Origin of the sequence: Streptomyces sp. NPDC088157 (assembly GCF_044741545.1) — a bacterium.
GTDB lineage: Bacteria > Actinomycetota > Actinomycetes > Streptomycetales > Streptomycetaceae > Streptomyces.
This window is the reverse complement of sequence record NZ_JBIUSU010000002.1, coordinates 397,518-423,080: the sequence shown is the minus strand read 5'-3', so window position 1 is coordinate 423,080 and position 25,563 is coordinate 397,518. Positions and strand designations below refer to the sequence as shown.

23 protein-coding genes are annotated in these 25,563 nt (G+C 71.9%); 9 read left to right on the top strand and 14 right to left on the bottom strand.

The annotated features are described in order from the left end of the window. Positions 1-29 precede the first annotated feature (29 nt). Positions 30-2,546, top strand: a complete 2,517-nt coding sequence (locus ACIPFH_RS08190) for an ATP-binding protein (RefSeq protein WP_401824302.1) — start codon at positions 30-32, stop codon at positions 2,544-2,546. 73 nt (positions 2,547-2,619) lie between these two features. Here the strand turns inward: ACIPFH_RS08190 and nucS are convergent, their stop codons facing one another. Beyond that, positions 2,620-3,300 carry an endonuclease NucS gene (nucS, locus tag ACIPFH_RS08185; RefSeq protein WP_356260821.1) on the bottom strand — a complete coding sequence of 227 codons (681 nt, stop codon included), beginning with the start codon at positions 3,298-3,300 and terminating at the stop codon, positions 2,620-2,622. 368 nt (positions 3,301-3,668) lie between these two features. Here nucS and ACIPFH_RS08180 point away from each other — a divergent pair, with 368 nt between their 5' ends. Then, complete coding sequence (locus ACIPFH_RS08180) at positions 3,669-4,061, top strand: SCO5389 family protein (protein WP_020131165.1); 393 nt, start codon at positions 3,669-3,671, stop codon at positions 4,059-4,061. An 83-nt stretch (positions 4,062-4,144) separates the two neighbouring features. Here the strand turns inward: ACIPFH_RS08180 and ACIPFH_RS08175 are convergent, their stop codons facing one another. After that, a complete protein-coding gene (locus tag ACIPFH_RS08175) occupies positions 4,145-5,173 on the bottom strand; it encodes an LLM class flavin-dependent oxidoreductase (RefSeq protein WP_401824299.1) in 1,029 nt (342 codons plus the stop codon). 222 nt (positions 5,174-5,395) lie between these two features. Here ACIPFH_RS08175 and ACIPFH_RS08170 point away from each other — a divergent pair, with 222 nt between their 5' ends. Further along, entirely contained in the window at positions 5,396-5,728 is a 333-nt protein-coding gene (locus ACIPFH_RS08170; protein WP_401824297.1) for an ATP/GTP-binding protein, read from the top strand. A 4-nt stretch (positions 5,729-5,732) separates the two neighbouring features. On the opposite strand, the gene ACIPFH_RS08165 is transcribed toward ACIPFH_RS08170, so the two are convergent. The 7 genes from ACIPFH_RS08165 to mce all read right to left on the bottom strand — a co-directional run bounded on the left by ACIPFH_RS08165 (position 5,733) and on the right by mce (position 15,594). Next, positions 5,733-6,614 (bottom strand): ABC transporter permease subunit, encoded by an 882-nt coding sequence (locus tag ACIPFH_RS08165; RefSeq protein WP_401824295.1) that lies wholly within the window; start codon positions 6,612-6,614, stop codon positions 5,733-5,735. Further along, entirely contained in the window at positions 6,611-7,966 is a 1,356-nt protein-coding gene (locus ACIPFH_RS08160) for an ABC transporter ATP-binding protein (RefSeq protein ID WP_401824293.1), read from the bottom strand. The genes ACIPFH_RS08165 and ACIPFH_RS08160 overlap by 4 nt, the downstream gene beginning before the upstream one ends. 110 nt (positions 7,967-8,076) lie before the next feature. After that, a complete protein-coding gene (locus ACIPFH_RS08155) occupies positions 8,077-8,847 on the bottom strand; it encodes an ABC transporter permease (RefSeq protein ID WP_401825101.1) in 771 nt (256 codons plus the stop codon). Further along, positions 8,847-9,833 carry an ABC transporter ATP-binding protein gene (locus ACIPFH_RS08150; protein ID WP_401824291.1) on the bottom strand — a complete coding sequence of 329 codons (987 nt, stop codon included), beginning with the start codon at positions 9,831-9,833 and terminating at the stop codon, positions 8,847-8,849. The genes ACIPFH_RS08155 and ACIPFH_RS08150 overlap by 1 nt, the downstream gene beginning before the upstream one ends. An 85-nt stretch (positions 9,834-9,918) precedes the next feature. After that, on the bottom strand, positions 9,919-10,857 hold the full coding sequence (locus ACIPFH_RS08145; RefSeq protein WP_356260845.1) for a cellulose-binding protein: 939 nt from the start codon (positions 10,855-10,857) through the stop codon (positions 9,919-9,921). 183 nt (positions 10,858-11,040) lie between these two features. Next, positions 11,041-14,922: a polarized growth protein Scy gene (gene scy / locus ACIPFH_RS08140; protein WP_401824289.1), complete on the bottom strand. Its 3,882-nt coding sequence runs from the start codon at positions 14,920-14,922 to the stop codon at positions 11,041-11,043. Positions 14,923-15,153: 231 nt separating this feature from the next. Further along, complete coding sequence (gene mce, locus ACIPFH_RS08135) at positions 15,154-15,594, bottom strand: methylmalonyl-CoA epimerase (RefSeq protein ID WP_356260852.1); 441 nt, start codon at positions 15,592-15,594, stop codon at positions 15,154-15,156. Positions 15,595-15,745: 151 nt separating this feature from the next. Here mce and ACIPFH_RS08130 point away from each other — a divergent pair, with 151 nt between their 5' ends. The 4 genes from ACIPFH_RS08130 (at position 15,746) to ACIPFH_RS08115 (ending at position 19,893) form a co-directional block, all read left to right on the top strand. Further along, positions 15,746-16,957: an acetyl-CoA C-acetyltransferase gene (locus ACIPFH_RS08130; protein ID WP_356260855.1), complete on the top strand. Its 1,212-nt coding sequence runs from the start codon at positions 15,746-15,748 to the stop codon at positions 16,955-16,957. A 55-nt stretch (positions 16,958-17,012) separates the two neighbouring features. Next, complete coding sequence (gene meaB / locus ACIPFH_RS08125; RefSeq protein ID WP_401824287.1) at positions 17,013-17,969, top strand: methylmalonyl Co-A mutase-associated GTPase MeaB; 957 nt, start codon at positions 17,013-17,015, stop codon at positions 17,967-17,969. 242 nt (positions 17,970-18,211) lie between these two features. Beyond that, positions 18,212-18,586, top strand: a complete 375-nt coding sequence (locus ACIPFH_RS08120; protein WP_401824286.1) for a hypothetical protein — start codon at positions 18,212-18,214, stop codon at positions 18,584-18,586. An 80-nt stretch (positions 18,587-18,666) separates the two neighbouring features. Further along, the gene (locus tag ACIPFH_RS08115) at positions 18,667-19,893 is read left to right on the top strand and encodes an MFS transporter (protein WP_401824284.1); all 1,227 of its coding nucleotides are present in this window, start codon (positions 18,667-18,669) and stop codon (positions 19,891-19,893) included. Positions 19,894-19,912: 19 nt separating this feature from the next. On the opposite strand, the gene ACIPFH_RS08110 is transcribed toward ACIPFH_RS08115, so the two are convergent. Next, positions 19,913-20,539 (bottom strand): PepSY domain-containing protein, encoded by a 627-nt coding sequence (locus tag ACIPFH_RS08110; protein ID WP_401824282.1) that lies wholly within the window; start codon positions 20,537-20,539, stop codon positions 19,913-19,915. A gap of 130 nt (positions 20,540-20,669) precedes the next feature. Between ACIPFH_RS08110 and ACIPFH_RS08105 the strand changes: the two genes are divergently transcribed. Continuing rightward, a complete protein-coding gene (locus ACIPFH_RS08105) occupies positions 20,670-21,359 on the top strand; it encodes a response regulator transcription factor (RefSeq protein ID WP_401824281.1) in 690 nt (229 codons plus the stop codon). Then, the gene (locus tag ACIPFH_RS08100) at positions 21,356-22,837 is read left to right on the top strand and encodes an ATP-binding protein (protein WP_401824279.1); all 1,482 of its coding nucleotides are present in this window, start codon (positions 21,356-21,358) and stop codon (positions 22,835-22,837) included. Before ACIPFH_RS08105 ends, ACIPFH_RS08100 begins: the two co-directional genes overlap by 4 nt. 10 nt (positions 22,838-22,847) lie before the next feature. Here ACIPFH_RS08100 and ACIPFH_RS08095 read toward each other — a convergent pair whose 3' ends face one another. The 4 genes from ACIPFH_RS08095 to ACIPFH_RS08080 form a co-directional block, all read right to left on the bottom strand. Continuing rightward, positions 22,848-23,324, bottom strand: coding sequence for a MarR family transcriptional regulator (locus tag ACIPFH_RS08095; RefSeq protein WP_356263058.1), 477 nt, complete (start codon positions 23,322-23,324; stop codon positions 22,848-22,850). 92 nt (positions 23,325-23,416) lie between these two features. Continuing rightward, positions 23,417-24,223, bottom strand: a complete 807-nt coding sequence (locus ACIPFH_RS08090; protein WP_356263079.1) for an AIM24 family protein — start codon at positions 24,221-24,223, stop codon at positions 23,417-23,419. Between the two features lie 2 nt (positions 24,224-24,225). Beyond that, a complete protein-coding gene (locus ACIPFH_RS08085; RefSeq protein WP_401824277.1) occupies positions 24,226-24,876 on the bottom strand; it encodes an AIM24 family protein in 651 nt (216 codons plus the stop codon). A 1-nt stretch (position 24,877) separates the two neighbouring features. Next, complete coding sequence (locus ACIPFH_RS08080) at positions 24,878-25,510, bottom strand: AIM24 family protein (protein ID WP_401825099.1); 633 nt, start codon at positions 25,508-25,510, stop codon at positions 24,878-24,880. Positions 25,511-25,563: the final 53 nt, after the last annotated feature.

The window sequence follows — 25,563 nt, the reverse complement described above, 5'->3', positions numbered from 1 at the left end:
CCACACGACGCTTTTGGGGGGCTTGACCTATGGACCCGAACACCCGGGGACCCGAGGAGTACGGCCAGGACGACGACACCACCGCGCCGCGCCCGCGCCCGTCCAGGGACCCCCTCACCACCGACTTCGGCCAGCACGCGCCGGCCCTGGCCCGCACGGTACGGCTCGTCGTCGGCGAACACCTGCTCACGGTCAACCCGGTCGACGGCAGCGAGATAGAACTGTGCCCGCCCGGGGGAGAGATACCGGAGCGCCCCGCGAAGCGCACACCCGAGCAGCGGGCCGAGGCCGAACGTGCCGCCCGGCCGCCTGCCCCCGCCGGACCCGCCCGGCCCGCGCAGCCGCTCCTGAGCCGCCAGGACGAACGGGAACAACTGGTCCGGCTGCTGGCCCGCGGCCGCTCCGTGCGCCTCACCGGACCGGCCGGCTCCGGCCGCACCAGCCTCCTCGACCTCGTCGCCGAGGACTGCGAGGACCTCGCCCCCGACGGCGTCGTCCGCCTCACCGGCTTCCGCCGCACCACGGCCGAGCTGATGAACGACCTCTTCCACGCCGTCTACGACGCCCCTCGGTACCGCCCCGAGGACGAGGACCTGCGCGCCCTCCTCCGCGAGATCGGCGCGGTCGTCGTGGTCGACGACCTCGACGTCGGCGGCACCGCCCTCGACGAACTGCTGGACGCCACGCCCGAGTGCGCCTTCCTGCTCGGCGCGACCCCGGACACCCCCCTGCCCTCCGCGGAATCCGCCGTCGAGGAGGTCGTCCTCACCGGACTGGACCGCGCGGGCGGCGTCGAGGTGATCGAGAACGGCGTCGGCCGCGTCCTCACCGAGGAGGAGGCCAACTGGGCCGGCGACCTGTGGTTCGAGTCCGAGGGCCTGCCGCTCCGGTTCGTCCAGGCCGGTGCCCTGCTCTCGCAGCGCGACCAGCTGCGGGCCGGCGCCGACGCGGTCGACGCGTTCGGCGTCTTCGAGGACGCCCGGCCGTTCACCGACTCCGTCGACGGCCTCGCCGGGGCGGGCCAGGCCGAGGAGATACCCCTGCCCTCGCTCGGCGAGGCCGCCGCGCCCGCGCCGCTGCTCGCCGCCCGCCTCAGCGCCTCAGCCCGCGCCACCCTGCGCTTCGCCGTCGCCCTGGGCGGCGAGGTCCCGCACCAGGCCCACCTGCCCGCCCTGGTCGGCGACACCCACGCCGACGCGGCCCTCGGCGAACTGGCCGCCTGCGGACTCGTCTCGCCGGTCGGCACCCGCTACCGGCTCGCCGCCGGCGTCCAGACCCAGCTCGAGGCCGCCGGATACGCCGACGACGTCGAGACCCGTGCCCATGAGGCCGCCCAGCACTACGCCTGGTGGGCCGGTCACCCCTCGGTCACGCCCGAGCGGGTGTGCGCGGAGGCCGACGCCGTGCTCGCCGCCCTCACCGTGACGGTCCCCACGACGACCCGGCCCGAGGAGGGCGAGGAAGCCACCGCCGTCCAGCTCGCCCGCACCGCGGCGCCCGCCTTCGCCGCGGGCCTGCACTGGGCCGCCTGGGAGAACACCCTGCACGAGGGCGCCGAGGCCGCCCGGCTCGCCGGGGAGTCCGCCGACCGCGCCTACTTCCACCACGAGCTGGGCGTCCTCGCCCTCTGCGGCGGACAACTCGACCGCGCCCGCTCCGAGCTGGAGGCCTCCCTCGCCCTGCGCGGGGCGATCGCCGACAAGCGGGGTACCGTCGCCGGCCGTCGTGCCCTCGCCCTGGTCGCGGACCGCTCCGGGGACGTACCCGGCCTCGCCGCGGCGACGGCCGGCGAGGAGGTGCCCGACGCCCGCCACGAGGAGTCGGCGTCCCCGCCGCGCGGCATCCAGGCGGCGCTCGCGACCTACCCGCCGGAGGCCGAGACCGTCGTCGCCCGCCGTGAGCCCGCCGGCCAGCCGGCCCGCCACAACCGGGGCGGCCTGAAGAGGCTGGCCAAGCGCAACCTCGTCGCGGCCGGCGCGGGCGCGCTGCTCGTCGCCGTGCTCGGCGCGGTCGTGACGCTCGGCGCGACCTCCAACAACGACGCCAACGACCCCTCCGACCGGGTCGGCGTCAACCCGTCCGCCAGCACCGGCCCCGACGACGGCGGCCTGGACTCGGACACCCCGGGCGACGACGGCGGCTCCGCCGACACGGGGGAGGCGACCAGCCGACCGACGGACCCGGGCCCGGACGGAACGATGGGCACCTCGGACGACCCGACGCCCACGGGGACGGCGCAGCCGTCGTCGGGGGCGAGCAGCTCGCACGGGTCGGGGAGCGGTGGCTCCTCCGGTACGCCGAAGCCGTCGTCCTCGAGTTCGCACTCCGGATCCGCGTCGCCGTCGCCGTCCGGCTCCTCCAGCAGCGGCACGGGCTCGGCGTCACCCTCACCGTCGCCGTCCGAGTCCGTCCCCAGCAGCTCGCCCTCGACGGACACCACGCCTCCTACCTCCAACTCGGCCGGCAGCTCGATGTCGTCCTCGCCCGCGAGCTCGATCAGTTCCGCCGGCCCCTCCGCTCCGGTCTCGGCGGACCAGGTGATCTGAGCCTTCGGGCACACGAAAGGGCCGGTTTCCCGATCACGGGAACCCGGCCCTTCTCGTCGTTCGGGGACGTGGGTCAGAACAGCCGCAGCTTGTCGTCCTCGATGCCCCGCATCGCGTTGTAGTCGAGGACCTGGCAGCCGATGCCGCGGTCCGTGGCGAGGACGCGGGCCTGGGGCTTGATCTCCTGGGCCGCGAAGACCCCGCGAACCGGGGCGAGATGTGGGTCGCGGTTCAACAGCTCGAGATAGCGCGTGAGTTGCTCGACGCCGTCGATCTCGCCGCGCCGCTTGATCTCCACCGCGACGGTCTGTCCCTCCGCGTCCCGGCACAGGATGTCGACCGGGCCGATGGCGGTCATGTACTCGCGGCGGATGAGGGTGTAGCCCTCGCCCAGGGTCTCGATGCGGTCGGCGAGCAGTTCCTGGAGGTGTGCTTCCACGCCGTCCTTGATCAGGCCGGGATCGACGCCGAGTTCGTGCGAGGAATCGTGGAGGATCTCCTCCATCGTGATGATGAGCTTCTCCCCGCCCTTGTTGACGACGGTCCAGACGCCTGCCGTGCCCTCGGAGTCTCCCGTGTCCTCCTTCAGCGTGCAGGGCGGCGACATCCAGTTGAGGGGCTTGTAGGCCCGGTCGTCCGCGTGGATGGAGACGCTGCCGTCCGCCTTCACCAGGATGAGACGGGGGGCGGAGGGCAGGTGGGCGGTGAGCCGGCCGGCGTAGTCCACGGAGCACCGGGCGATGACGAGACGCATGGTCCGCAACGCTATCCGACGCCCCACCGCGCACGCGATTCGCCCACCCGCCACCGGCCGCCGGCCCCGACCGGGAGCACCTTCGGTTCGCCCCTTTTGCTTCAGGGGCACCACCACCACCCGCACCCGGGGCCTCTTCCGGCCCGCCCCTTTCGACCTGGAAAACGATCATTCGACAGTGGCCGATTGTGTGCCCAAGAGGGGTTCCCTATGTGCCCATTCTCCTGGTGCGGTCAAGGCCCGTTGCCTACCGTAGTGAACGGGAGGTCGCGATGCGTGTACTCAGCGTGTGCGATGTTTCGGCATGGCGAACTCCCTTTCCCTGTCCGGCAACCCCTGTTGTTCCCGGGGGTGCGAGAGGAGTACCCATGTCGCTCGACGTCTCACCGGCCCTACTCGAACAGGCCGAGCGAGGCGAGGTCGACGAAGCAGAATTCGTCGACTGCGTCCGGACCTCCCTGCCTTACGCATGGGAGATGGTCAGCTCCCTGGTGGCCCAGCTGAAGGTGGACGGCGGAGACTTCGCCGACAACCAGACGCCCCCGCCGGACGAGCAGGCACGCGGGCAGTTGCTGCGCGCGCTCGCGAGCGACGCCATACGCGGCGCGCTTCAGCGGCACTTCGGTGTGCGGCTTGCCTTCCAGAACTGCCACCGGGTGGCGGTGTTCCCGTTGGAGCCGGCTGTCGACGAGAAGCTCGCCCGTTTCACCTCGGTCCGTAGCCAGGTGCTGAACCAGTCCCCGGAATTCCGGGACTGCTGACACGTGAGCCTGTTGCTTGCCGCTCCTGACGCGGGAGGTTCCATCAGTACGGGAGCGGCAAGCCTCGCGGCCGGCTGGGCTGTTCACCGGAGGTGGGGGAGCACCTCCGCGCCCAGCCGCCGTACGTTCTCCTCCGTGGCCGCCAGGTCGCCGGAGCCTTCGACCAGCAGGGCGAAACGGGAGATGCCGGTCCGCTCGCTGGTCGCCGCGAGGCGGTCGGCGCACAGCCGCGGGGTGCCCACCGGGTGCAGCCCGCAGAGCAGTTCGGTGTATGCCACGGGGTCCCGCATGGAGCGGGGCCGGCCGTCCACCGTCACATGCGCGTCGAGCCCCTGCTTCAGCCAGCCCGGCATCGACTTCACCAGGGTCTCCACCGCGTCCGTGCGCCGGTCCGCGATCTGGCAGATGCCCGCCGAGACATGCGCCGCGCCCCGGATCTCGTCCTCGGACCGCCCGGCCGCACGCGCGTGCTGCCGCCACAGGGCGGCCATATCGGCCTTCTCCTCGTCCCCCACGTGCATGCCGAGGAGCATCGGCAGCCCGCGCTCGGCGGCCAGCCGTACGCTCGCCGGCGAGGTGCACGCGACGACGACCTCGGGACCCGAGGCGTCCGTCAGCGCCTCCGACGGCCGGGGCACGACGGGGACTTCGCGGAAGCGGAAACGCTCGCCGTCGGCTCCCACCGAGGGTTCGCGCAGCCAGCGCACCAGCAGATCGAGTGATTCCGGGAACCCCCGCTCGTACGCCTCCAGGCCCGAGCCGAACACTTCGAGGTCGACCCACGGCCCGCCGCGCCCCACGCCCAGCGAGAAGCGGCCGCCGCTCGTCAGGTGCAGCAGCGCGGCCTGCTCGCCCAGGGCGACGGGGTGGACGGTGGGCAGTACGCTGACCGCCGTGCCGACCCGGAGGCGGCGGGTGCGGCCCAGCAGCAGAGCGGCGAGCGTGACGGCCGACGGGCATGTGCCGTACGGCACGAAGTGGTGCTCGGCCAGCCAGACCGAGTCGAGACCCGCCTCCTCGGCCACCTCGGCCGAGCGGACCGCGCGGTGCAGCGCCTCCCCCTGACCCTGGCCGGGGAACTGGGCTCCCAACACGAAACTTCCAACGCGCATGGACTTTCCTGCTTCCTTGGCTCCGACACGGAGCTCCCCCACCCGGCATAACCGTCTGACACGTGCCGAGGACACGGCCTGGCGGAGAGATTTGCGGATTGTCTGGAGAATCGGACGTCCGGGAGGGCGACTTGTGGGGATCGCTGTCCTACGGATACCCACGCGGACTCCGCGTAGGCTGGACACCAATCCTGATCCCTGTATAGCCCCGTGAGGTGTCCCGTGTCCCCGCGTCGCAACCGACCCAAGGGTGAGGGTTCGTCCGGCCGGAGCGCCGAGGACGATCGCGAGAGCCGATACGGTGGCTGGCAGTCCGGGGAGAGCTGGCAGGGCGAGCAGTGGAGCGTGCGGCATGTGGCCGGCGCGAGCGCGCAGGGCAAGGCGTACCGGTGTCCTGGCTGCGACCAGCTGATCCCCGACGGCCTGCCGCATGTCGTCGCCTGGCCCGAGCACGCGGGCGTCGACGACCGCCGGCACTGGCACAAGGCGTGCTGGAACGCACGGGACCGCCGCACCCCGGGGGTGCGGCGGTCCCGTAACGCGCCGAAGTTCTAGTGGGTCACACGTCGCGCTTCTCCAGCAGGGCGAAGGCGCCGCCGAGCACGACGGCGGTCATGCCGAGCGCGATCCACAGCGGGTCCCAGCCGCTCGGGCCGCTGTCGCTGAGCGAGGTCGAGTAGAAGACGCTCAGCTGGTTCGGGATCGAGTACTCGAACAGGGCCTGGCGCAGGTCCTCCAGCGAGGACGAGAACATGAAGATCGCGATGACGAGCGGGGCCAGCAGGACGCCGATCATGATGGTGATGGCGCCGGCCGAGTGCCGGATGATCGAGCCGACGGCCAGCGAGATCAGCCCCAGCAGCGCGATGTAGAGGGATACGCCGAAGGTGGCCTTGAGCCACTCCTCGCCGGACGGCTCCCGGGCGTCGCCCAGCATGCCCACGTCCACCACGGCGACGAAGCCCGAGGACACGAGCGTGACGACGAACGCGACGACGAAGAACACGACCGCCTTCGCCGCGAGGACCCGGCCGCGGGACGGGCAGGCCACCATCGTCGTGCGGATCATGCCGGTGCCGTACTCCGAGGCCGTGGTCAGCACGCCGAGCGTGATGACGCACATGCTGCCCAGGAGCAGCCCGAAGAAGCCGAACGACAGAGCGGTGTCGCCCGCGAGGTCGTTCTCGGAGGCGTTCGCGGCGACGACCGCTCCGGCCAGCAGTCCGATGCCGATCACGAGCAGCACGAACACGCCCAGCGTCCACATGGTGGAGCGCACCGAGCGGATCTTCGTCCACTCCGAGGCGACGGCGTGCCCGAGGTGCGTGCGCACGATCGGGATCGGCGAGGTGTAGACGGGACCGGCCGTGGCGTACGAGGGACCGGGCGCCGCCTGCCAGGCGGGCGCGGCCTGCGGCGACGGGTGCTGCGGGGTGCTCATCGGGCGTCCTCGGACTTGGTCGGGGCGGCGTCGGGTGCGGGAGCCGGGGTGGCGGGAGCGGCCGGGGCGGGCGCGGAGGCCGCCGGGGCGGGCGGCGCCTTGTCCAGCGACGCGGCCGGAGCCGGAGCCTGGGGCGCGGGTGCGGCCGGGGCGGGCGGCTGGGCCGGGGCCTGTACGGGTGCCGGGGCGTACGGGTTGGCCTCGTTCGGGCCGGGCGGCACGGCGGGCGCTCCCGGGGCGCCGTACGCCCCGTAGGAGGCCGCCGGAGGCGTCTGGGCCGGCTGCGGGGGCGCGTACCCGGTCTGCTGCGCGGGCGCGTACCCGGTCTGCTGCGGGGGCGGCGGGGCGTACCAGCCCGGCTGGCCCTGGCCCGGCACCGGCATCGGCGGCTGAGCGCCGGGCGGCACCTGCTGCTGGAGACCGGCCTTCTGGTCGATGGTGGACCGGTAGTCGACGGCGCCCTGCGTCATCCGCATGTACGCCTCCTCCAGCGAGGCCTGGTGCGGCGACAGCTCCCACAGGCGTACGTCGGCCTCGTGGGCGATGTCGCTGATGCGGGGCAGCGGCAGCCCGGTCACCCGCAGCGCTCCGTCCTGCTCGGGCAGCACGTGGCCGCCCGCCTCGGTGAGCGCGGAGGCCAGCTTCTCGCGCAGCGGGGGTTCGGTGTGCGGGGTGCGGACGCGCGCGAAGTCGGCGGAGTTGGCCGAGATGAAGTCCGTCACGCTCATGTCGGAGAGCAGCTGTCCGCGGCCGATGACGATCAGGTGATCGGCGGTCACCGCCATCTCGCTCATGAGGTGGGAGGACACGAACACCGTGCGGCCCTCGGCGGCCAGCGACTTCATCAGGTTGCGCACCCAGAGGATGCCTTCGGGGTCGAGGCCGTTGACCGGCTCGTCGAAGAGCAGCACCTGCGGGTCGCCCAACAGCGCGGCCGCGATGCCGAGCCGCTGGCCCATGCCCAGGGAGAAGCCCTTGGAACGCTTGCGCGCCACGTCCTGGAGGCCGACCACGCCGAGCACCTCGTCGACCCGCCGCGCCGGGATGCCGGACAGCTGGGCCAGGCTCAGCAGATGGTTGCGGGCGTGCCGACCGCCGTGCACGGCCTTGGCGTCCAGCAGGGCGCCCACCTGGCGGGCGGCGTTCGGCAGCTTCCGGTACGGATAGCCGCCGATCGTCACCGTCCCGGCGGTGGGGTTGTCCAGGCCCAGGATCATCCGCATCGTCGTCGACTTGCCCGAGCCGTTCGGCCCGAGGAAGCCGGTGACCGCACCGGGCCGCACCTGAAAGGAAAGGTTGTACACAGCGGTCTTGTCGCCATAGCGCTTGGTCAGGCCGACTGCTTCGATCATGCTCCGCACCCATCGAAAGGTTCAGGACAGCAGGGCACACGCCCCCGTAAGGGTTAGGAGACTATCGGGGCGCTGACGGTTCCGCTCAAATGAAAGCAAAGCCCAAAGCGTTACGCGTCGCGTTTCTTCAGCAGGAGGTAGCCGCCCGCGAGCGCGCCGGCCGTCCACAGCGCCATGATGCCGAACCCGCCCCAGGGCCCGTACGGGGTGTCGTCGTCGATCGGCGTGACCACCTGCATGATCCTGCTGCCGGCCTGGTCGGGCAGATACCGGCCGATCTTCTTCGTCGCGGAGACGTTGCCGAGGATGGTGGAGATCAGGAAGAAGAACGGCATCAGGATGCCGAGCGACAGCATCGGCGAGCGCAGCATCGTGGCCACGCCCATCGAGAACACCGCGATGAGCGTCATGTACAGACCGCCGCCGATGACCGCCCGCAGGACACCGGTGTCCCCGATCGACGCCCGGTGGGAGCCGAGCACGGCCTGCCCGAGGAAGAACGTCGCGAAGCTGGTGGCGAGCCCCACGGCCAGCGCGAGCCCGGTGGCCACCGCGATCTTGCTGGACAGGAAGGCGCCGCGCTGCGGCACGGCGGCCAGCGAGGTGCGGATCATGCCGGTGCTGTACTCGTTCGACACCACCAGCACCCCGAACACGATCATCGCGAGTTGGCCGAGGCTCATCCCGGCGAAGCTGATGAAGGTGGGGTCGAAGTCGAGCCGGCGGTCGCGGCTCATGTCGTCGTACTCGTTCTTCGACAGCGCGGAGATCAGCATGCCGAGGGCGATGGTGACGACCACGGCGAGGGAGAGCGTCCACACGGTGGAGGCCACCGACCGGATCTTGGTCCACTCGGACCGGATGACCTGGGTCGCCGCCATCATCGGCTCCTCGTCCAGTCGTCGCCCCACTGCGGGCGGGGCGGTTCGGGTGACGCGTCCATGGGTGCCTCCAGGGGCGCGTCCGTATGCGCGTGGTACTCCACCGACTCCGCGGTCAGCTGCATGAACGCCTCCTCCAGAGAGGCCCGCTGCGGGCTCAGCTCGTGCAGCACGATCTGGTGCTGCGCGGCCAGCTCCCCGATGTGCTCGGACTTGCCGTCGTCGACCTCCAGCAGCCCGCTGCCGGTCTCGACGACCACCATCCCGGCGCTGTGCAGCACATCGAGCAGCCGCTCCCGCTGCGGGGTGCGGATGCGGACGAACGAGCGCGAGTTCTGCGCGATGAAGTCGGCCATGGAGGTGTCGGCGAGCAGCCGGCCCTGTCCGATGACGACGAGGTGATCGGCGGTCAGCGCCATCTCGCTCATCAGGTGCGAGGAGACGAACACGGTCCGCCCCTGCGCGGCGAGCGACTTCATCAGGTTGCGGATCCAGTGGATGCCCTCGGGGTCGAGGCCGTTGACCGGCTCGTCGAACATGAGGATCCGGGGGTCGCCGAGGAGCGCGCCCGCGATGCCCAGCCGCTGTCCCATGCCCAGCGAGAACCCCTTGGCCTTCTTCTTCGCCACGGAGGTGAGCCCGACGGTGTCCAGCACCTCGTGCACCCGGCTCTTCGGGATGCCGTTGCTCTGCGCCAGGCACAGCAGGTGGTTGAAGGCGTTGCGCCCGCCGTGCATCGCCTTCGCGTCCAGCAGGGCGCCGATGTACTTGAGAGGGTCCTTCAGCCGGTCGTAGTGCTGCCCGTCGATCCGGACGTCCCCCGCCGTCGGCCGGTCGAGGCCCAGCAGCATCCGCATGGTGGTGGACTTGCCGGCGCCGTTGGGACCGAGGAAGCCCGTGACGATGCCCGGTCTGACGGTGAAGGTGAGGTTGTTCACCGCGACCTTCTCGCCGTACCGCTTCGTCAGGCCAGACAGCTCGATCATGCGGCCACGCTAAAACGCGACGAAGCCCTCTGCCACCGGAGTGGCAAAGGGCTTCACCGATGTTCGGTCGCCGTACCCCCGGACGTTACCGGGCCTGCTGCGCCGGAACCCCGCGGGAGATCGGCTCGTCGTCCGTGGACGGCGTGCCGGCCGCGGCCACCGCGGCACCGGTCAGCGTGGCGAGCATCTCGCGCACGTTCGTCAGCTGAGCGTTGATCGAGTCGCGGCGGTTGGTGAGGGCCGCCAGCTCGCGCTCGGACTCGGAACGGATGCGGTCCGCCTTGGCGTTGGCGTCGGCCACGATGTCCTCGGCCTGGCGCTGCGCCGTCTCGACGGTCTGACGGGCGCGACGCTCGGCGTCGGTGCGCAGCTTCTCGGCCTCGAGACGCAGCTGCTCCGCGCGGTGCTCGATCTCCGCGAGACGCTTCTCCGCCTTCTGCTGACGGGACGCCAGGTCGCGCTCCGACTGCTCACGGCGCTTGGCGAGGTTGGTCTCGAAGTCGGCGGCGGCCTGCGCGGCCTTCGCGCGGGTCTCCTCGAAGAGGGCGTCCGCCTCCTCACGCTTCGACTGCGCGTCCTTCTGCGCCTCGGAGCGCAGCTGCGACGCGTCGCTCTTGGCCTTCTCGACGATCCGGACGCCCTCGTCCTCCGCCTTGGACTTGCGCTCCGCAGCGAACGATTCTGCGTCGTTGCGCACCTGCTGAGCCGCCGACTCGGCGAGCTCACGGTGCTGCTCGGCCGCGCGACGGGCCTCCTCGCGCAGATCCTTGGCCTCTTCCTCGGCGAGGCGGAGGATCTTCTCGACACGCGCGCCGAGACCGGCGTACGACGGCTCCGCGTCGCTTACCTGAGCCTGGGCGTTCTGCGTCTCGAGGTGAAGCTCCTCGATGCGCTTTTCCAGAGCAGTGATACGAGCCAGAGCGCTGTCACGGTCGGAGACGAGCTTCGAGATGCGTTCGTCCACCTGAGCGCGGTCGTACCCACGCCGCACAAGCTCGAAGCCGTAGGGGGAAGTGTCGCTCATGGGGTTCCTGTCGAATGAGACCGGTGAGGTGATAGTTGGAATCCTAGGGGCCTGAGCGGTGTGTCATCGAGCGTATGCGTGTTTGATCTGGAGAATGACACCCCTTTTGGGTGGCTGAACCGTAGACCGCTTGCCAAAGGTCCGGTCAAAGACCTCAGACTCTAACGCAATTCACACATTCCGCTAGCCGTCCGAGGGCTTCCCACCCGATCGGGGGGATCCGATGACGGCACCCGCCTTGACGCCCGTGTCCTTCCCGCCGGTCGGCACCTCGAACGACTCCAACGCCTCCAGCACATCCTGGACCCGGGAGATCTCGGCGTTGATGTCCTCGCGCCGGCGGACCAGGACCTCCAGCTCGCGCTTGCCCTCCTCGACCGTGCGCCGCGCCTCGCGGATCGCCTCGGCCTTCAGCTCCTCGGCCTCCCGCACCAGCGTCGCCTTCTTCTGCTCCGCCTCCTTGAGCAGACCCTCGGCCTTCTTCACGGCGGCGATCCGGACCTTGCCCGCCTCCGAGTTGGCGTCCGACACCAGCTCCTTCGCCTTGGCCTGCGCCTTGGCGAGCTGCTCCTCGGACGCCTTGATCAGCGCGTCGCAGCGGTCGCCGGTCGACTTCATCGTCTCGGCGGCCTCACGGCGGGCCCGCTCGTGCAGCGACTCGATCTCGTTGGTGATGCGGTCACGCAGCTCCTCCGCCCGCTCCCTTATCGCGGTCGCGTCCCGGCGGGCGCCGATCAGTAGCTCGTCGGCGTCGGTACGAGCCTTCTCCACCCGGGAGTTGCCTTCGACCGTCGCCTCGGAGACCAGCCGCTCCGCCTCGTTGCGGGCCGCGCCGACCATCGAGTCGGCCTGCGCCTCCGCGTCCGCCGTGACCTGCTGCGCCTGCTGCTGCGCCTCCGTGAGCAGCTTGTCCGCCTCGGCCGCGGTCTCCGTGATGAGGGTGTCGACCTGCTCGGCCGCCTCGGAGCGCCGCTTGTTGGCCTCCTTGCGGGCCTCGTCCAGCGTGGAGTCGGCCTCCTCGCGGGCGACGCTCATCAGACGGTCGGCCTCCGCCGCCGCCTCGGTCCTGACCCGCTCCGACTCGGCGCGGATCCGCTCGGAGTGCTGCTGCGCGGAACCCACCGTCTCGGCGGCCTCGGCGCGCAGCCGCTCCGCGTCCCCGGCGGCATCCGAGATCAGCTTCTCCGCCTTGGCCACCGACTCGGCGCGCAGCCGCTCGGCCTCCGTGATCGTCTCGGACTGGAGCCGCTCGGCCTCCGCGATGGTCTCCGTCTGGAGCCGCTCCGCCTCGTTGCGCGCCTCGGTGATGAGGGTGTCGGCCTGCGTCGCCGCGTCCGAGCGGATGCGGTTGGCGTCGTCCCGGGCGTCGGCCCGGGTGCGGGACGCGTCCTGGTCGGCCTGGGCGATGGTGTCCGAGGCCTCGGTGCGGACCCGCTGGGCGTGCGCGGACGCCTCCGAGCGCAGCCGCTCCGCCTCCGCGATCGCCTCGCCGACGGTCCGCTCGGCCAGCGCCTGAGCGGCGTCCGCCGCCTCGCTCGCCTCGCGCCGGACCCGGTTCGCGTCGTCGGCGGCCCGCTCCTGCACCGCGTAGGCGTCGGAACGGACCCGGTCCGCCTCCTCCTCGGCCTCGCGCCGGGTACGGTCCGCCGCGTGCTCGGCGGCGGAGCGCAGCCCGCTGATCTCGTCCTGCGCCTGCTCGTGCAGCCCGGCGACGGACTCCCGGACCTGCTGGGCGTGCTGCTCGGCCGCCGACACCATCTCGTTCGCGCGCCGGTCGGCCTCCTCGACCAGCCGGACGGCCTCGGTCTGCGCCTCCTCCACGCGCTTGCGCGCCGAGGCCAGCAGCTCCTCGCTCTGCCGACGGGCCTGCTCGCGCTCCTGGTCGGCCTCCTGGCGGGCGGAACCGAGGAGCTCCTCGGCCTCGCGGCGACGCCGGAGGGCCTCCTCCTGGGCGGCGGCCAGCGTCTCGGACGCCTCGGTGGCCAGCCGCTCCGCGGCGGCCTGCGCCTCCGCACGCAGCCGGTCGGCGGTGTCCTGCGCCTCCGACTTCAGCCGCTCCGCCTCGGCGGCGGCCTCGGAACGCAGCCGTACGGCGACGGCCTCGCCCTCGGCGCGCGAGGCGGACGCGTCGGCGGCGGCCTCGTCGCGCAGCCGGTCCGCCTCCGCGCCGACCTGCTGCTGGAGCGTGCGGATCCGCTCCGCGGCCTCCGAGCGAAGCCGGTCGGTCTCCTCGCCGGCCTCGCGGCGGATCCGCGCGGCCTCCTCGCGGGCGTCGGTCAGCGCCTGCTCGGCGGAGGCGAGGCGGGTCTCCGCCTCCGCGTGCAGCCGGGTCAGCTCGTCGGCGGCTTCCGCATGCCGGGCCTCGATCCCGCGCTCGGTCTCCTCGCGCAGTTCGCGCGCGGCCTCCTCGGCGTTCGAGGTGATGGTCTCGGCGAGCTCGACCGCCTCCTCGCGGGAGCGCTCGGCCTCCGCGCGGGTGCGCTCCAGGGTCTCCTCGGCCTGCCGGCGCAGCGTGGTGGCGCGCTCGATGGCCTCGGTACGCACCTTCTCGCTGTCCGAGGTGGCCTTCTGGCGCAGCTCGTCCGCGTCGGCCTTCGCCTTGGACAGCAGCTCCTCGGCGGTCCTGGCCGCCTCCTCGATCTGCTGGACGGCCTCCTTGCGGGCCTCCGCGCGGATCTTCTCGCCCTCGGCCACCGCGTCGGCGCGCAGCTGCTCGGCCTCGCCGCGCAGCCGACGGGCCTCCTCCTGGAGCTCGACCGTCTTGGCGCGGTACTCCTTGGTGTCGTCCTTCGCCGAGCCCTTGAGCTGCGCTGCGATGTCGTGCGCCTCGGCGCGCAGCCGGTCCGCCTCGGTCTCCGCCTCGCGGCGGATCCGCTCGGCCTCCTCGGCGGCGGCCTTGGTGGTGTTCTGCGCGTCCTGCTGCGCCTTGTTCAGGACGTCCTCGGCGGTCTTCGCCGCCTTCGACAGCTGGGTCGCGCTCTCCTCGGCGGTGAGCGTGCGGGCCTTCTCGGAGGCCTCCGCGACGATCTTCTCGGCCTCGGCGCGCGCGTCGGCGACGAGCTGCTCGGCGTCCGCCTTGGTGGTCTCGGCCTCCTTGGTGGCCTCGCTGACCAGCCGGGCGACCTGCTCCTTCGCCGTACGGGTGCGCTGCTCCTTGGCCGCCTCCGCGCCGGCGAGGGCCTTCTCGGCGGTGGCCTTCGCCTCCGTGAGCACCTTGTCGGCCTCGGCCTGCGCCTTGCGCAGCGCCTCCTCGGCCTCGGACATGCGCTGTTCTGCGGCGCGGCTGAGCTCACCGGCCTGGCGGCGGGCCGCGTCGGACTCCGTGACGGTGGAGGTGCGCAGCTGCTCGGCGTGGTCGCTGGCCTCCTGGGCCTGGCTGGAAGCGGCGTTCAGCAGCCGTTCGGCGTCCGTGCGGGCCCGCAGCAGCAGCTGCTCGGCCTCCGCGCGGGTCGCCTCGGCGTCGGCCTGGAGCCGCTGGCGGGCCTCCGCGGCCACCCGTTCGGCCTCGGCGCGGGCGGCCGTCAGGGCCTGCTCGGCCTCGGCCCGCGACTCGTCGAGCAGGCGGCGCGCCTGCGCCTCGGTGCGGGCCCGCAATTGCTCGGCCCACGCCACGTTCTCGTTGACGTGCGACTCGACGTTCTGCCGGCGTTCCGCCAGCTCCTGGTCGAGCTGCTGACGACGGGCCACCGCCTCCTGGTGCAGCTCCGCCTGGAGCCGGGCCGCCTGCTCGGCGTGCTCCTGGAGGATCCGCTGCGTCTGCGCCCGGGCCTGGCTCAGCTCCCGTTCGGCGTCCTGGCGCAACTGGTCGGCCTGCATCTGCGCGTTACGCAGCATCTGCTCGGCCTGGTACCCGATGTCGCCGCCGTCGAAGGCGGGCCGGGACATGATGGTGCGCCGCGCCTCGTGCAACTTGGCGCGCAGCACCTCGACCTGGTAGCCGAGGTCCTCGGCATGCTGGATCGCCTTTTCCCGCTCGGTCTTCAGCCGCTTCATCTCGGCTTCGAACCGAGTCAGGTGGTCGACGTCAGCCGCCGGCTCCCGCTCCTGGCTCTCGTAGCCCCGCACTGCGCGGTCCCATCCGTCCCTGGTCGCAAGCTTCCCGAACGAGCTCCGTCCATCCGCCGAACGGGGCTCCCGGGGAATGGTGTCAGATCAACGGCGGAGCTGGGCTGCCGCCCCGACGCTCGTCCCCCGAAACCCGGACCCCGGCTGCGTCCCGCCGCCGTACGGCAGGACCGGGTCGCCCCGGTGTGAGCGGCGACCGCCCCCAACCCTACCGGCCCATATGTACGAGGGTCAGTGCTCAGGTGACTCAACGGGCGCCGATGTGACCAGTTCTGTCAGTACTCCGTGGCAATCCTTTGGATGCAGGAAGGTGATTCGTGACCCCATGGAGCCGCGTCGCGGCTCTTCGTACAGCACGCGTACGCCCTTGTCCTTGATGTCCGCGGCGTCCGCGTCGACATCCGCCGTGCCGAAAGCGATGTGGTGGACGCCCTCGCCGTTCTTGTCGAGCCACTTGGCGACGGTCGAATCCGGTCGCGTCGGTTCCAGGAGCTGCAGGTAGGAGGCCCCGCCGTCGGACGTATCGTTGATCTTGAGCATGGCCTCCCGCACGCCCTGCTCCTCGTTGACCTCGGAGTGGAACACTTCGAAGCCGTAGGTGGCCCGGTAGAACTCGACGGTGGCGTCGAGGTCGTGACAGGCGATCCCGATGTGGTCGATTCGCGTCAGCATGCTGTCAGTGCAGCGCGCCGGAGGTGGTTACGCAACGTGCGCGCGATCACACTGAAGGGCCGGTGACGGGGCGGACTACCGCTCAGTACATTCGAAGTAAACCCTCGTTCACTCCTCGGCCCGTGCAGGCCGGTAAGGGGAATCGCAGCTCATGACTGGATCGACTGGTTCCAACGGCACGACCTCGGTGATCGTCGCGGGCGCGCGTACGCCCATGGGACGGCTGCTGGGCTCCCTCAAGTCCTTCTCCGGAGCCGACCTCGGCGGCTTCGCGATCAAGGCCGCCCTCGACCGCGCGGGGATCGGCGGCGACCAGGTGCAGTACGTGATCATGGGCCAGGTGCTCCAGGCCGGGGCGGGCCAGATCCCGGCACGCCAGGCCGCGGTCAAGGCGGGCATCCCCATGAGCGTCCCGGCGCTCACGATCAACAAGGTGTGTCTGTCGGGCCTCGACGCGATCGCGCTGGCCGACCAGCTGATCCGCGCGGGTGAGTTCGACATCGTGGTGGCCGGCGGCCAGGAGTCCATGACCAACGCCCCGCACCTGCTGCCGAAGTCGCGCGAGGGCTTCAAGTACGGCGCGATCGAGATGCTCGACGCGATGGCGTACGACGGTCTGACCGACGCGTTCGAGAACATCGCCATGGGCGAGTCCACGGAGAAGCACAACACGCGGCTCGGGATCGCGCGTCCCGAGCAGGACGAGATCGCCGCGCTGAGCCATCAGAGGGCCGCCTCCGCGCAGAAGAACGGCATCTTCGAGGCCGAGATCACCCCGGTCGAGATCCCGCAGCGCAAGGGCGAGCCGGTCGTCTTCAGCAAGGACGAGGGCATCCGCGCCGACACCACGGCGGAGTCCCTGGGCAAGCTGCGTCCGGCGTTCACCAAGGACGGCACGATCACCGCGGGCACGTCCTCGCAGATCTCCGACGGCGCGGCGGCCGTGGTCGTGATGAGCAAGGCCAAGGCGCAGGAGCTCGGCCTGGAGTGGATCGCCGAGATCGGCGCCCACGGGAACGTGGCCGGGCCGGACAACTCGCTCCAGTCCCAGCCCTCCAACGCCATCCTGCACGCCCTGAAGAAGGACGGCCTGGAGGTCTCCGACCTCGACCTGATCGAGATCAACGAGGCCTTCGCCGCCGTCGCGGTGCAGTCAATGAAGGACCTCGGCGTGTCCACGGAAAAGGTGAACGTCAACGGTGGTGCCATCGCCCTGGGCCACCCGATCGGCATGTCCGGCGCCCGCCTCGTCCTGCACCTGGCGCTGGAGCTCAGGCGCCGGGGCGGCGGCGTCGGCGCGGCCGCGCTGTGCGGCGGCGGCGGTCAGGGCGACGCGCTGATCGTGCGGGTGCCCAAGGCCTGAGTCCCGTCGTACGTCTTCTGTACGGCCTCTCGGAACGGATCTGAACGGAGCTGTGATGCAGGACGTCTCCTCGCTGGTCGCCCAGGCCAGGGAAGGCCGGCCGCGGGCCGTGGCCCGGCTGATCTCCCTGGTGGAGGGGGCGTCCCCGCAGCTCAGGGAGATCATGGAGGCGTTGGCCCCGCTCACGGGCAACGCCTACGTGGTGGGCCTGACCGGTTCACCGGGCGTCGGCAAGTCCACGTCGACGTCCGCGCTGGTCACCGCCTACCGCAAGCAGGGCCGACGGGTCGGGGTGCTGGCCGTCGACCCGTCCTCGCCGTTCTCCGGCGGCGCCCTGCTCGGCGACCGAGTCCGGATGTCGGAGCACGCCTCCGACCCGGGCGTCTACATCCGCTCGATGGCCACCCGCGGCCATCTGGGCGGCCTCGCCTGGTCGGCCCCGCAGGCGATCCGCGTGCTGGACGCGGCGGGCTGCGAGGTGATCCTGGTCGAGACGGTCGGCGTCGGCCAGTCGGAGGTCGAGATCGCGTCCCAGGCGGACACCAGTGTCGTCCTGCTGGCCCCCGGCATGGGGGACGGCATCCAGGCCGCCAAGGCCGGGATCCTGGAGATCGGCGACGTCTACGTCGTCAACAAGGCCGACCGGGACGGCGCCGACGCCACCGCCCGCGAGCTCAACCACATGCTCGGACTCGGCGAGGCCCGCGGTCCCGGGGACTGGCGTCCGCCGATCGTGAAGACGGTCGCCGCCCGCGCCGAGGGCGTCGACGAGGTCGTCGAGGCGCTGGAGAAGCACCGCGCGTGGATGGAGGAGCACGGCGTCCTCGCCGAGCGGCGCCGCTCCCGCGCGGCCCGCGAGGTCGAGACGATCGCCGTCACGGCGCTGCGCGAACGCATCGGCGACCTGCACGGCGACCGCCGCCTGAGCACACTCGCCGAACGCATCGTCGCCGGCGAACTGGACCCCTACCGCGCGGCCGACGAACTGGTGGCGGGGCTCACCGAGGGGTGAGCCCCGCCGGGTCGGGTCAGCGCCCGCCCTCCCGGCGACGCTCCGGCTCACGCCCGACCTGCTCCACAGCTTGATCAGCGTGATGCCGCCCCGCTCGCCGGTGGTGAAGGCGAACGAGCGGTCCGCCTGCCCCTCGTCGGCCATGAGGTCCCCGACGCCGACGAAGGTTCCGCCCGCGTAGGCCTGGACGAACCCCTTGGTCGCGCGCAGCCACGTGGCGGCGTGTCGGCGCCGACGGGAGCATGCGGCTGTGGGACCTCGCCGACCCGCGGCGGCCGGGTGAACCGGTCGTCCACCGGACATCGCACAGCCGGCTGCAAGCGGTCTCCTTCGGCCGCGACGGCTCCCGGATCGCCACCGGAGCCAAGGACGGACAGGACACGCTGTGGGCGCGGGGCGCGCACCGCCTCACCTACGACGTCGTGGACGCCGTGTCCTTCAGCGGCGCCCCGGTGACCGAGGCCGCGCTCAGCCCAGACGGGCGGCACCTCGCCGCCGGGCTCGCCGAGCGGGCCGACTCCGGGCGAGGCGGAAAACGCGTGGTGCGCCTTCGGGGCGCGCTGATACGTTCGTCCGCGTGTTCCTCCTCTTGGCATAGGGCCCGCCTCGGCCCGTGACCGGTGAGCGGCAGTCGGCCGCGGCGGTCGCGGCGATCCGGCGTCCCCTTTTCCGCTCTGCCTCGAGTCGAGGATCACTCATGTCCGCTTCACCCGCCGTGCGGCCTTCGTATGCCGTCGTTCTGCGCGTTCCACACGCCCGCCGTACCTTCGCCGCCGCCCTGACCGGCCGGCTGTCGTACGGGATCGTCCCGCTGTCCCTGATGCTCGCCGTGACCCGGTCCTCGGGTTCGTACGCGGTGGCCGGCACGGTGATGGCCCTGTTCGGGTCCACCACCGTCTTCCTGTCGCCCGCCAGGGCGGCCCTCATCGACCGGCACGGCCCACGCCGGGCGCTCCTCCCGATGACCGCCGCCTACCTCGCGATGCTCGCCCTGCTGACCCTGGCCCTCGAGCGCCCGGGCGCCGCCCCGGCCGCCGTGCTGGGCGGTCTCGCGGCCGCCGCGGGGGCCTGTGTGCCGCCGCTCGGGCCGACCATGCGGGCGGTGTGGGGGAGGCTCACTCCGGACCGCGCCCTGCTGCAACGCGCCTACAGCCTTGACGGGGTCGCCGAGGAACTCCTCTTCGTCACCGGGCCGTTGCTGGTCGGCGTACTCGTCGGCTTCGCGCCGCCGACCGCCGGGATCGTCGTCGGCGCGGCCCTGATGGCCGGGGGAACGGCCGGGTTTCTGTCGTCGCCGGCCGTGCGGGCGGTGCGGCCGGGGAAGGCCACCGTGCGGCGGGGTGGCGGCGGTATGCGCGGGCTCGGGCGGCCCGTGGCCGCCATCGCGGGCGTGGGGCTCGCGTTGGGCGTGGTCGATCTGCTGGTGGTGGCGTTCGCCGAGCGGCAGGGACACGGGACGGGCGGGGCGAGCGCGGCCTGGGTGCTGGCCGCGCTGTCGGCCGGCAGCGCCGTCGGGGGGCTGCTCAACGGGGCCGTCGCCTGGCGGGCGTCGGCGGGGGCGAGGCTGCCCCTGCTCACGGCGGCGCTCGGCCTGACGCTGTGCGGCGCGGGACTCGCGCCGGGGCTCGGCACGCTCGCCGCCGCCGTCGCGATCGCCGGGTTCTTCGTGTCGCCGACGATCACCACGGCGTATCTCATCGCCGACGAGATCGCCGCGCCGGAGGCCCGGGTGCGGGCCGGGGCGTGGGTCAACACGGCCGTCAACGCCGGGAGTACGGCCGGTACGGCGGTCGCGGGGGCGCTGGCCGGGCGGCTGTCGGTGGGGGTGTGCTTCGCGCTGACCGGAGCGGTGGTGCTGATGACGGCGGCGGCCGTCGCCAGAGGCGCCCGGAGGGGCACGAGCGATCTCGTGCCCCTCGCCTGACGGTCGGACGGACGTCAGATCAGTCGTCGAGCTCCTGGGTGACCTTGCCCGTGCGGACGTCGACCTGCCACTCGCCGGACTTGGCGGTGTCCACGCTCCAGACCGTGACGCGGTCGTCGTCGTCCAGTTCGACGTCGGTCACCGCGCCCTTGGCGGCGACGGCCAGCGCGGCCTCGCGGGCGTCCACGCTCGCGCCCTTCAGCGCGGCGAGGTCCTCGCGGTCGTCGTCGCCCGCCCTGCCGTCCCTGTCGTCGGCATCGTCGGCATCGTCGGCGTCCTCGCCTTCGTCGGTGTCGCGGTGGACGCCGACGACCTTGCCGGTGTCGGGGGAGACGGCGACGGTCCGCTCGACGCCGTCTCCCCCGACCACGTCCACGTGCCAGGTGCCCGCGTCGGCGCCGTCGTCCTCCCGGTCGGCGCCGACGGCGGTGCCCGGCGTGTGGCGCAGCGCGGCCCCGATCACCTCGGCGGCGGTGACCTCCGAGGAGCTCACCGTGCTCACCTCGTCCCGGTCGGCGGCCACCTGCTCGGCGACCCGCACCTGTGCCGCGCCGGTTCGCGCCTCGTCGTCCGCGAAGGCGACCGCCGTACCTCCGCCGATCACGACGGACGCGGCGACGGCGGCGATGACGAGCTTGCGCTTCATGGGGTTTCCTCCCGGTCGGTTCGGTTTCTGTCTGCTTCGGTTTCGACAGGACCAAGCTGCCTGAACCGACCTGAAGGCACGCTGAAGCAACCTGAAGATCACTTCAGGTTCGGTTTGGGACCCTGGTGCGATGCGGCTGTTGATCGTGGAGGACGAGAAGCGACTGGCCCGGTCGCTGGCCGGCGGCCTGACCGCCGAGGGCTACACCGTGGACGTCGTCCACGACGGCCTGGAGGGACTGCACCGGGCGAGCGAGTCGCCGTACGACCTGATCGTCCTCGACATCATGCTGCCCGGCATGAACGGCTACCGCGTCTGCTCCACCCTGCGCGCCGCCGGCAACGACGTCCCGATCCTCATGCTCACGGCCAAGGACGGCGAGTACGACGAGGCGGAGGGCCTGGACACGGGCGCGGACGACTACCTCACCAAGCCGTTCTCGTACGTCGTCCTCGTCGCCCGGGTCAAGGCGCTGCTGCGCAGGCGCGGACAGGGGGCCGGGGTCCCGGCCGTGCACGTCCTGGGCGACCTGAGGGTCGACACCGCCGCCCGGCGCGTGTTCCTGCGGGACGGCGGCAGGGAGGCCGAGGCGGCGCTCACCGCCAAGGAGTTCGCCGTTCTGGAACAGCTGGTCGTGCGGGCGGGCGAGGTGGTGTCCAAGACCGAGATCCTCGACCACGTCTGGGACTTCGCCTACGACGGCGACCCCAACATCGTCGAGGTGTACGTCAGCGCGCTGCGCCGCAAGCTGGGCGCGGGACTCATCCGGACGGTGCGCGGCGCCGGTTACCGGCTCGAGCGGCCGGAAGCGGCGCGATGAGGCGCCGGTTCCGGTCCGTGCGGGCCCGGGCGACGCTGGGCGCCACGTTCGTGGTCGCCGTGGCCCTCCTGGCGGCGGGAACGGCCGTGCTGCTGTCCCTGCGCGCCAGTCTGACCGGCCAGGCCGACGGACAGGCGGAGCGCTCCGCGCGCACCGTCGCCGCCCAGCTGGCCCTCGGCACGCCGTACGACCGGCTCTCCTCGCTGGACGACGACGAGCGGCCGGTCCAGGTCGTCGACGCGAACGGCGAGCAGGTCGCCGTCACCGAGGACCTGGAGCGGATCGGCGGAACCGGGACGAGCGCGGCGCGGGCACCGGAGGACGCCGGGGAGGACCCGGGACAGGACGGCGAGGGCGGCGAGGGCGGCGAGGACCGCGAGGGCGGCGCAAACGGGGAGGGCGGCGGGAGTGGCGACTTCGGCGACGACTCTGCGCAGGACTCGCTCGACCCCGGTGAGATCGACGACGAGACCCGCTTCAGCCAGGGCTCCGCGACCGTCGACGGAGACACGGCCGATTACCGCTTCGCCGCCGTCGACGTCCGGGACCCGGGAAAAGGCCTGCTCACCGTGTACGCGGGTGCGTCCCTGACGGCCGAGCGGAGCGCCGTACGCAGCGCCCTCACCGTCATGCTGATCGGCTTCCCGCTGCTGCTCGCCGTGGTCGCGGGGGTGACCTGGCTGGTCACCCGGCGGGCGCTGCGCCCGGTCGAGGGAATCCGGCGGGAGCTGGCCGCGATCACCGCCGCCGCGGATCTGACCCGTCGCGTGCCCGAGCCGGACACCCACGACGAGGTCGCCCGGCTCGCTCTGACGACGAACGAGACGCTGGCCGCGCTGGAGACCTCGGTGGAACGTCAGCGCCGGTTCGTCGCCGACGCCTCCCACGAGCTGCGCAGCCCCATCGCCTCGCTGCGCACCCAGCTCGAGGTGGGCGTCGCGCACCCCGGGCTGCTGGATGTGGCGGGCGCGGTCCAGGACACCGTACGGCTCCAGCGGCTGGCCGCCGACCTGCTGCTGCTCGCCCGGCTGGACGCGGGGGAGGGGCCGGTGTCCGGCGCCCGGGTGGACCTGGCGGCGCTGGTGCGGGAGGAGGCTGCCGGGCGACCGGACGTGGCGGTGGACGCGGAGTCCGTGGAGGTGGCCGGGTCGAGGGGGCAGCTGGGGCGGGTGCTGGCCAACCTGCTCGACAACGCGCGGCGGCACGCCAGGTCGGCGGTCACGGTGACCGTGCTGCGGGCGGGGGAGCGGGCCGTCGTCGAGGTCGCCGACGACGGGGACGGGGTGCCCGAGGCGGACCGGGAGCGGATCTTCGAGAGGTTCGTGCGGCTCGACGACGCGCGCGGCCGCGACGACGGCGGAGCCGGCCTCGGTCTGGCGATCGCCCGGGACGTGGCCGTCCGGCACGGCGGCACGCTCACGGTCCGGGAGACGCCGGCAGGCGGCGCCCTGTTCGAGCTCCGCCTGCCGATCGTCTAACGGGGGTCCCTCACGGGCGTCCCCGATGCCCGCGGAGGTGTTCCGCGACGGGCTTCAGGGCCTTGGAGAGTTCCGTGGTGGCCTCGGGGGAGAGAAGGTCGATGAAGTGCCGCCGCACGGAGTCCACATGATGGGGCGCGACCTTCTGCATCGTCTCCATGCCGTGCTCGGTCAGCACCGCGAACAGGCCGCGGCGGTCGGACTCGCAGTTCTCACGGCGCACCAGGTTGGCGCTCTCCATGCGGGTGATCTGGTGCGAGAGACGGCTCTTGGACTGGAGGGTGGCGGACGCGAGGTCGCTCATCCGCATCCGGACGCCCTCCGACTCGGAGAGATTCACCAGGATCTCGTAGTCGTTCATGGTCAGGCCGAACGGTTGGAGATCCTTCTCGAGCTGATACGTCAACAGCCTGTTGACCTCCAGGTGGGTGCGCCAGGCGCACTGCTCCGCATCGGTCAGCCAGCGCGTGGCCGTTTCGGTCTCCATAGATGAAGTCTACCTAAAATGTTGAAAGGCGAACTAGTGAGGGTGGTGTGACGGTGCGCACGCGTTCGATGTCACACTCCGCAGACTACCGCTCACAGCCCGAAGCGACGCTGGAGGTCACCCAGCTGTCCGGGAAGGCGCGGTGCGCCGGTTTGCGCGCCATGGCCGCCATGCCCACCGGCTCCGGCGCCGCCGCCGGGCACTCCGGGCTCATGCGGAACAGCCCCCGTGGCCTGCTCCGCCATGAGCAGCTCGGTCGACTGGAGCAGCACCGTGCCGGCGCCCACGAACTCGAACTGGTGCTCCTCGCCGGAAGCCCCTCCCAGGCCCGTCAGCGCACGTAGACCGCCCATTACGCCGGTCATGTACCCGTGGTCGTAGTGGTGGCACGGAGAGGGGCAGTCGGCCCAGCCGACGAGTGCCTGCGGGTCGACCCGGATCGGGGGTTCCATGAACACCACCGGGCCGTTGGAGGCCGCCACGAACTTGCCGGTTCCGATCAGCGTGAGAAATCCCGGCACGATCGACTGCTTGAGCGACAGAGTTGGCTGAAAAGCGAGCAGATTGCCCGAGCGAATGGTCAGGTTGCCGTTGTCCAGGTCATACGAATTCACGTCGAAGGCCCGGTCGGCGAGGAGCATCTTGCCCGAACCCTCCGCCACGACCCAGTCGCTCGCGTGCAGAGGCGAATGGAAGGAAGTGCGCACGAGACGGTCCAGACGGCCGTGTCCGACACCGTTGAAGTCGATCGACCCGTAGTAGGCGATCATCTTCCCCTTCTGGAGGAACCACTGGCTCCCCTTGAGCTCCACGCAGAACGTGTAGCTGTTCACGTTGTCGTCGACCGGCAGGGTCATGGGGTCGTACACCGTCGGGCCGCCGCCCGGAGCCCCGTACATGCTCACAGCTTCTCCTCCGACGCCTGGACGAACACCGCACCGCTGCCGCTCAGCTCCAGCTGGAACGCCTCGCCCGAGCCGCGGCCGACCATGTCCCGCCAGCCCAGCGCGGTCGACAGCTTGTTGCGGACGTCGCCGTGGTGGGCGACATAGGCCTGGGGGTCGACGTGCACCGGGCGCTGCGGGGTGATCGGCACCTCGAAGACTCCGCCGTGGGCCATCACGGCGACGGCCCCCTGCCCCTTCAGGGTGGTGGTGAACAGACCCTGGCCGCTCACCTGACCGCGGACCATGCCCATGACGCCGCCCTGGGAGCCCAGGAACATCGTGCCCTGCTGGAGGGTGCCCTCGAAGGCGAGCAGACGGTCCGCCTCGACGTACAGCGTGTCGCCGGTGAGCCGGATGACCTGCACGTGGTGGCCGCCGTGGCCGAAGAGAACCGTGCCGCTGCCCTCGACGGTCATCAGGGGTGTGTCCTCGTTGGCGAGCCGCCGTCCGATCATGGACATCACCCCGCCCTGCCCGCCCTGGACGTTGGGTGTGAAGGACACCTCGCCGCGGTAGGCCAGCATGGCTCCGCGCTGACTGAAGAGCCGCTGGCCGGGGATGACGGTCGCCTCGACCATCTTGGAGTTGATCTCACGGAAGGTCATGTCACACATCCCCCGCGATCGTGTTGCGCTCGCTCGGCTGGACGTACACCAGGCCGTCCCCCTCGAACCGGATCTGGAAGGCCTCGCCGCCACCCTCGCCCATGAACGTGCGGAAGGTCACACCGGACTGGAAGGACTGCCGGACGTTCCCCTGGTGCGCGACATAGGCGCCGGGGTCGACGGTCAGCGGGTACTGCGGGCTGACGCGCAGCACCACGGCCGGCCCGTCCGAGGTGATCGCCGCCTGGCCGGTGCCCTCGACGGTCGTCGTGAACAGCCCGTTGCCCTGGGTCGCGCCGCGCAGTCCGGTGAAACTCGTCCCGGTCCTGAGCCCGCCGTCGGTCGCGAGCAGGTTGCTCGACTCGACGTAGAGCTTGTCCCCCTGGAGCTGGACCAGATTGATCTCGGAGGCACGATCGGCCAGCCAGCAGGTGCCCTGCCCCCTCACCTCCATCATGATCATCTGCTCGCCGGTGAGCCTCCGGGTGACCATCCCCCGGATGCCCTCACCGCCGCCGCTGAGCTTCTTGAAGGCCATCTGCCCGTCGTACGCGACCATGGAGCCGTTCTTCGCCTTCACGGCGTCCCCGGTCACGTCGACGGCGAGCACCTTGCTGCCTTGAAGTCGAAACATCGCCACGCTGCGAAAGGTATCCGCCGGAAGGGTGCGCCGAACAGCACCCGGAG

Coding starts and splice junctions, on each gene's coding strand:
- ACIPFH_RS08190 (WP_401824302.1), top strand. CDS start 30: ATGGACCCGAACACCCGGGGACCCGAGGAGTACGGCCAGGACGACGAC.
- nucS (WP_356260821.1), bottom strand. CDS start 3,300: ATGCGTCTCGTCATCGCCCGGTGCTCCGTGGACTACGCCGGCCGGCTC.
- ACIPFH_RS08180 (WP_020131165.1), top strand. CDS start 3,669: ATGTCGCTCGACGTCTCACCGGCCCTACTCGAACAGGCCGAGCGAGGC.
- ACIPFH_RS08175 (WP_401824299.1), bottom strand. CDS start 5,173: ATGCGCGTTGGAAGTTTCGTGTTGGGAGCCCAGTTCCCCGGCCAGGGT.
- ACIPFH_RS08165 (WP_401824295.1), bottom strand. CDS start 6,614: ATGAGCACCCCGCAGCACCCGTCGCCGCAGGCCGCGCCCGCCTGGCAG.
- ACIPFH_RS08160 (WP_401824293.1), bottom strand. CDS start 7,966: ATGATCGAAGCAGTCGGCCTGACCAAGCGCTATGGCGACAAGACCGCT.
- ACIPFH_RS08155 (WP_401825101.1), bottom strand. CDS start 8,847: ATGGCGGCGACCCAGGTCATCCGGTCCGAGTGGACCAAGATCCGGTCG.
- ACIPFH_RS08150 (WP_401824291.1), bottom strand. CDS start 9,833: ATGATCGAGCTGTCTGGCCTGACGAAGCGGTACGGCGAGAAGGTCGCG.
- ACIPFH_RS08145 (WP_356260845.1), bottom strand. CDS start 10,857: ATGAGCGACACTTCCCCCTACGGCTTCGAGCTTGTGCGGCGTGGGTAC.
- mce (WP_356260852.1), bottom strand. CDS start 15,594: ATGCTGACGCGAATCGACCACATCGGGATCGCCTGTCACGACCTCGAC.
- ACIPFH_RS08130 (WP_356260855.1), top strand. CDS start 15,746: ATGACTGGATCGACTGGTTCCAACGGCACGACCTCGGTGATCGTCGCG.
- meaB (WP_401824287.1), top strand. CDS start 17,013: ATGCAGGACGTCTCCTCGCTGGTCGCCCAGGCCAGGGAAGGCCGGCCG.
- ACIPFH_RS08120 (WP_401824286.1), top strand. CDS start 18,212: ATGCGGCTGTGGGACCTCGCCGACCCGCGGCGGCCGGGTGAACCGGTC.
- ACIPFH_RS08115 (WP_401824284.1), top strand. CDS start 18,667: ATGTCCGCTTCACCCGCCGTGCGGCCTTCGTATGCCGTCGTTCTGCGC.
- ACIPFH_RS08110 (WP_401824282.1), bottom strand. CDS start 20,539: ATGAAGCGCAAGCTCGTCATCGCCGCCGTCGCCGCGTCCGTCGTGATC.
- ACIPFH_RS08105 (WP_401824281.1), top strand. CDS start 20,670: ATGCGGCTGTTGATCGTGGAGGACGAGAAGCGACTGGCCCGGTCGCTG.
- ACIPFH_RS08100 (WP_401824279.1), top strand. CDS start 21,356: ATGAGGCGCCGGTTCCGGTCCGTGCGGGCCCGGGCGACGCTGGGCGCC.
- ACIPFH_RS08095 (WP_356263058.1), bottom strand. CDS start 23,324: ATGGAGACCGAAACGGCCACGCGCTGGCTGACCGATGCGGAGCAGTGC.
- ACIPFH_RS08090 (WP_356263079.1), bottom strand. CDS start 24,223: ATGTACGGGGCTCCGGGCGGCGGCCCGACGGTGTACGACCCCATGACC.
- ACIPFH_RS08085 (WP_401824277.1), bottom strand. CDS start 24,876: ATGACCTTCCGTGAGATCAACTCCAAGATGGTCGAGGCGACCGTCATC.
- ACIPFH_RS08080 (WP_401825099.1), bottom strand. CDS start 25,510: ATGTTTCGACTTCAAGGCAGCAAGGTGCTCGCCGTCGACGTGACCGGG.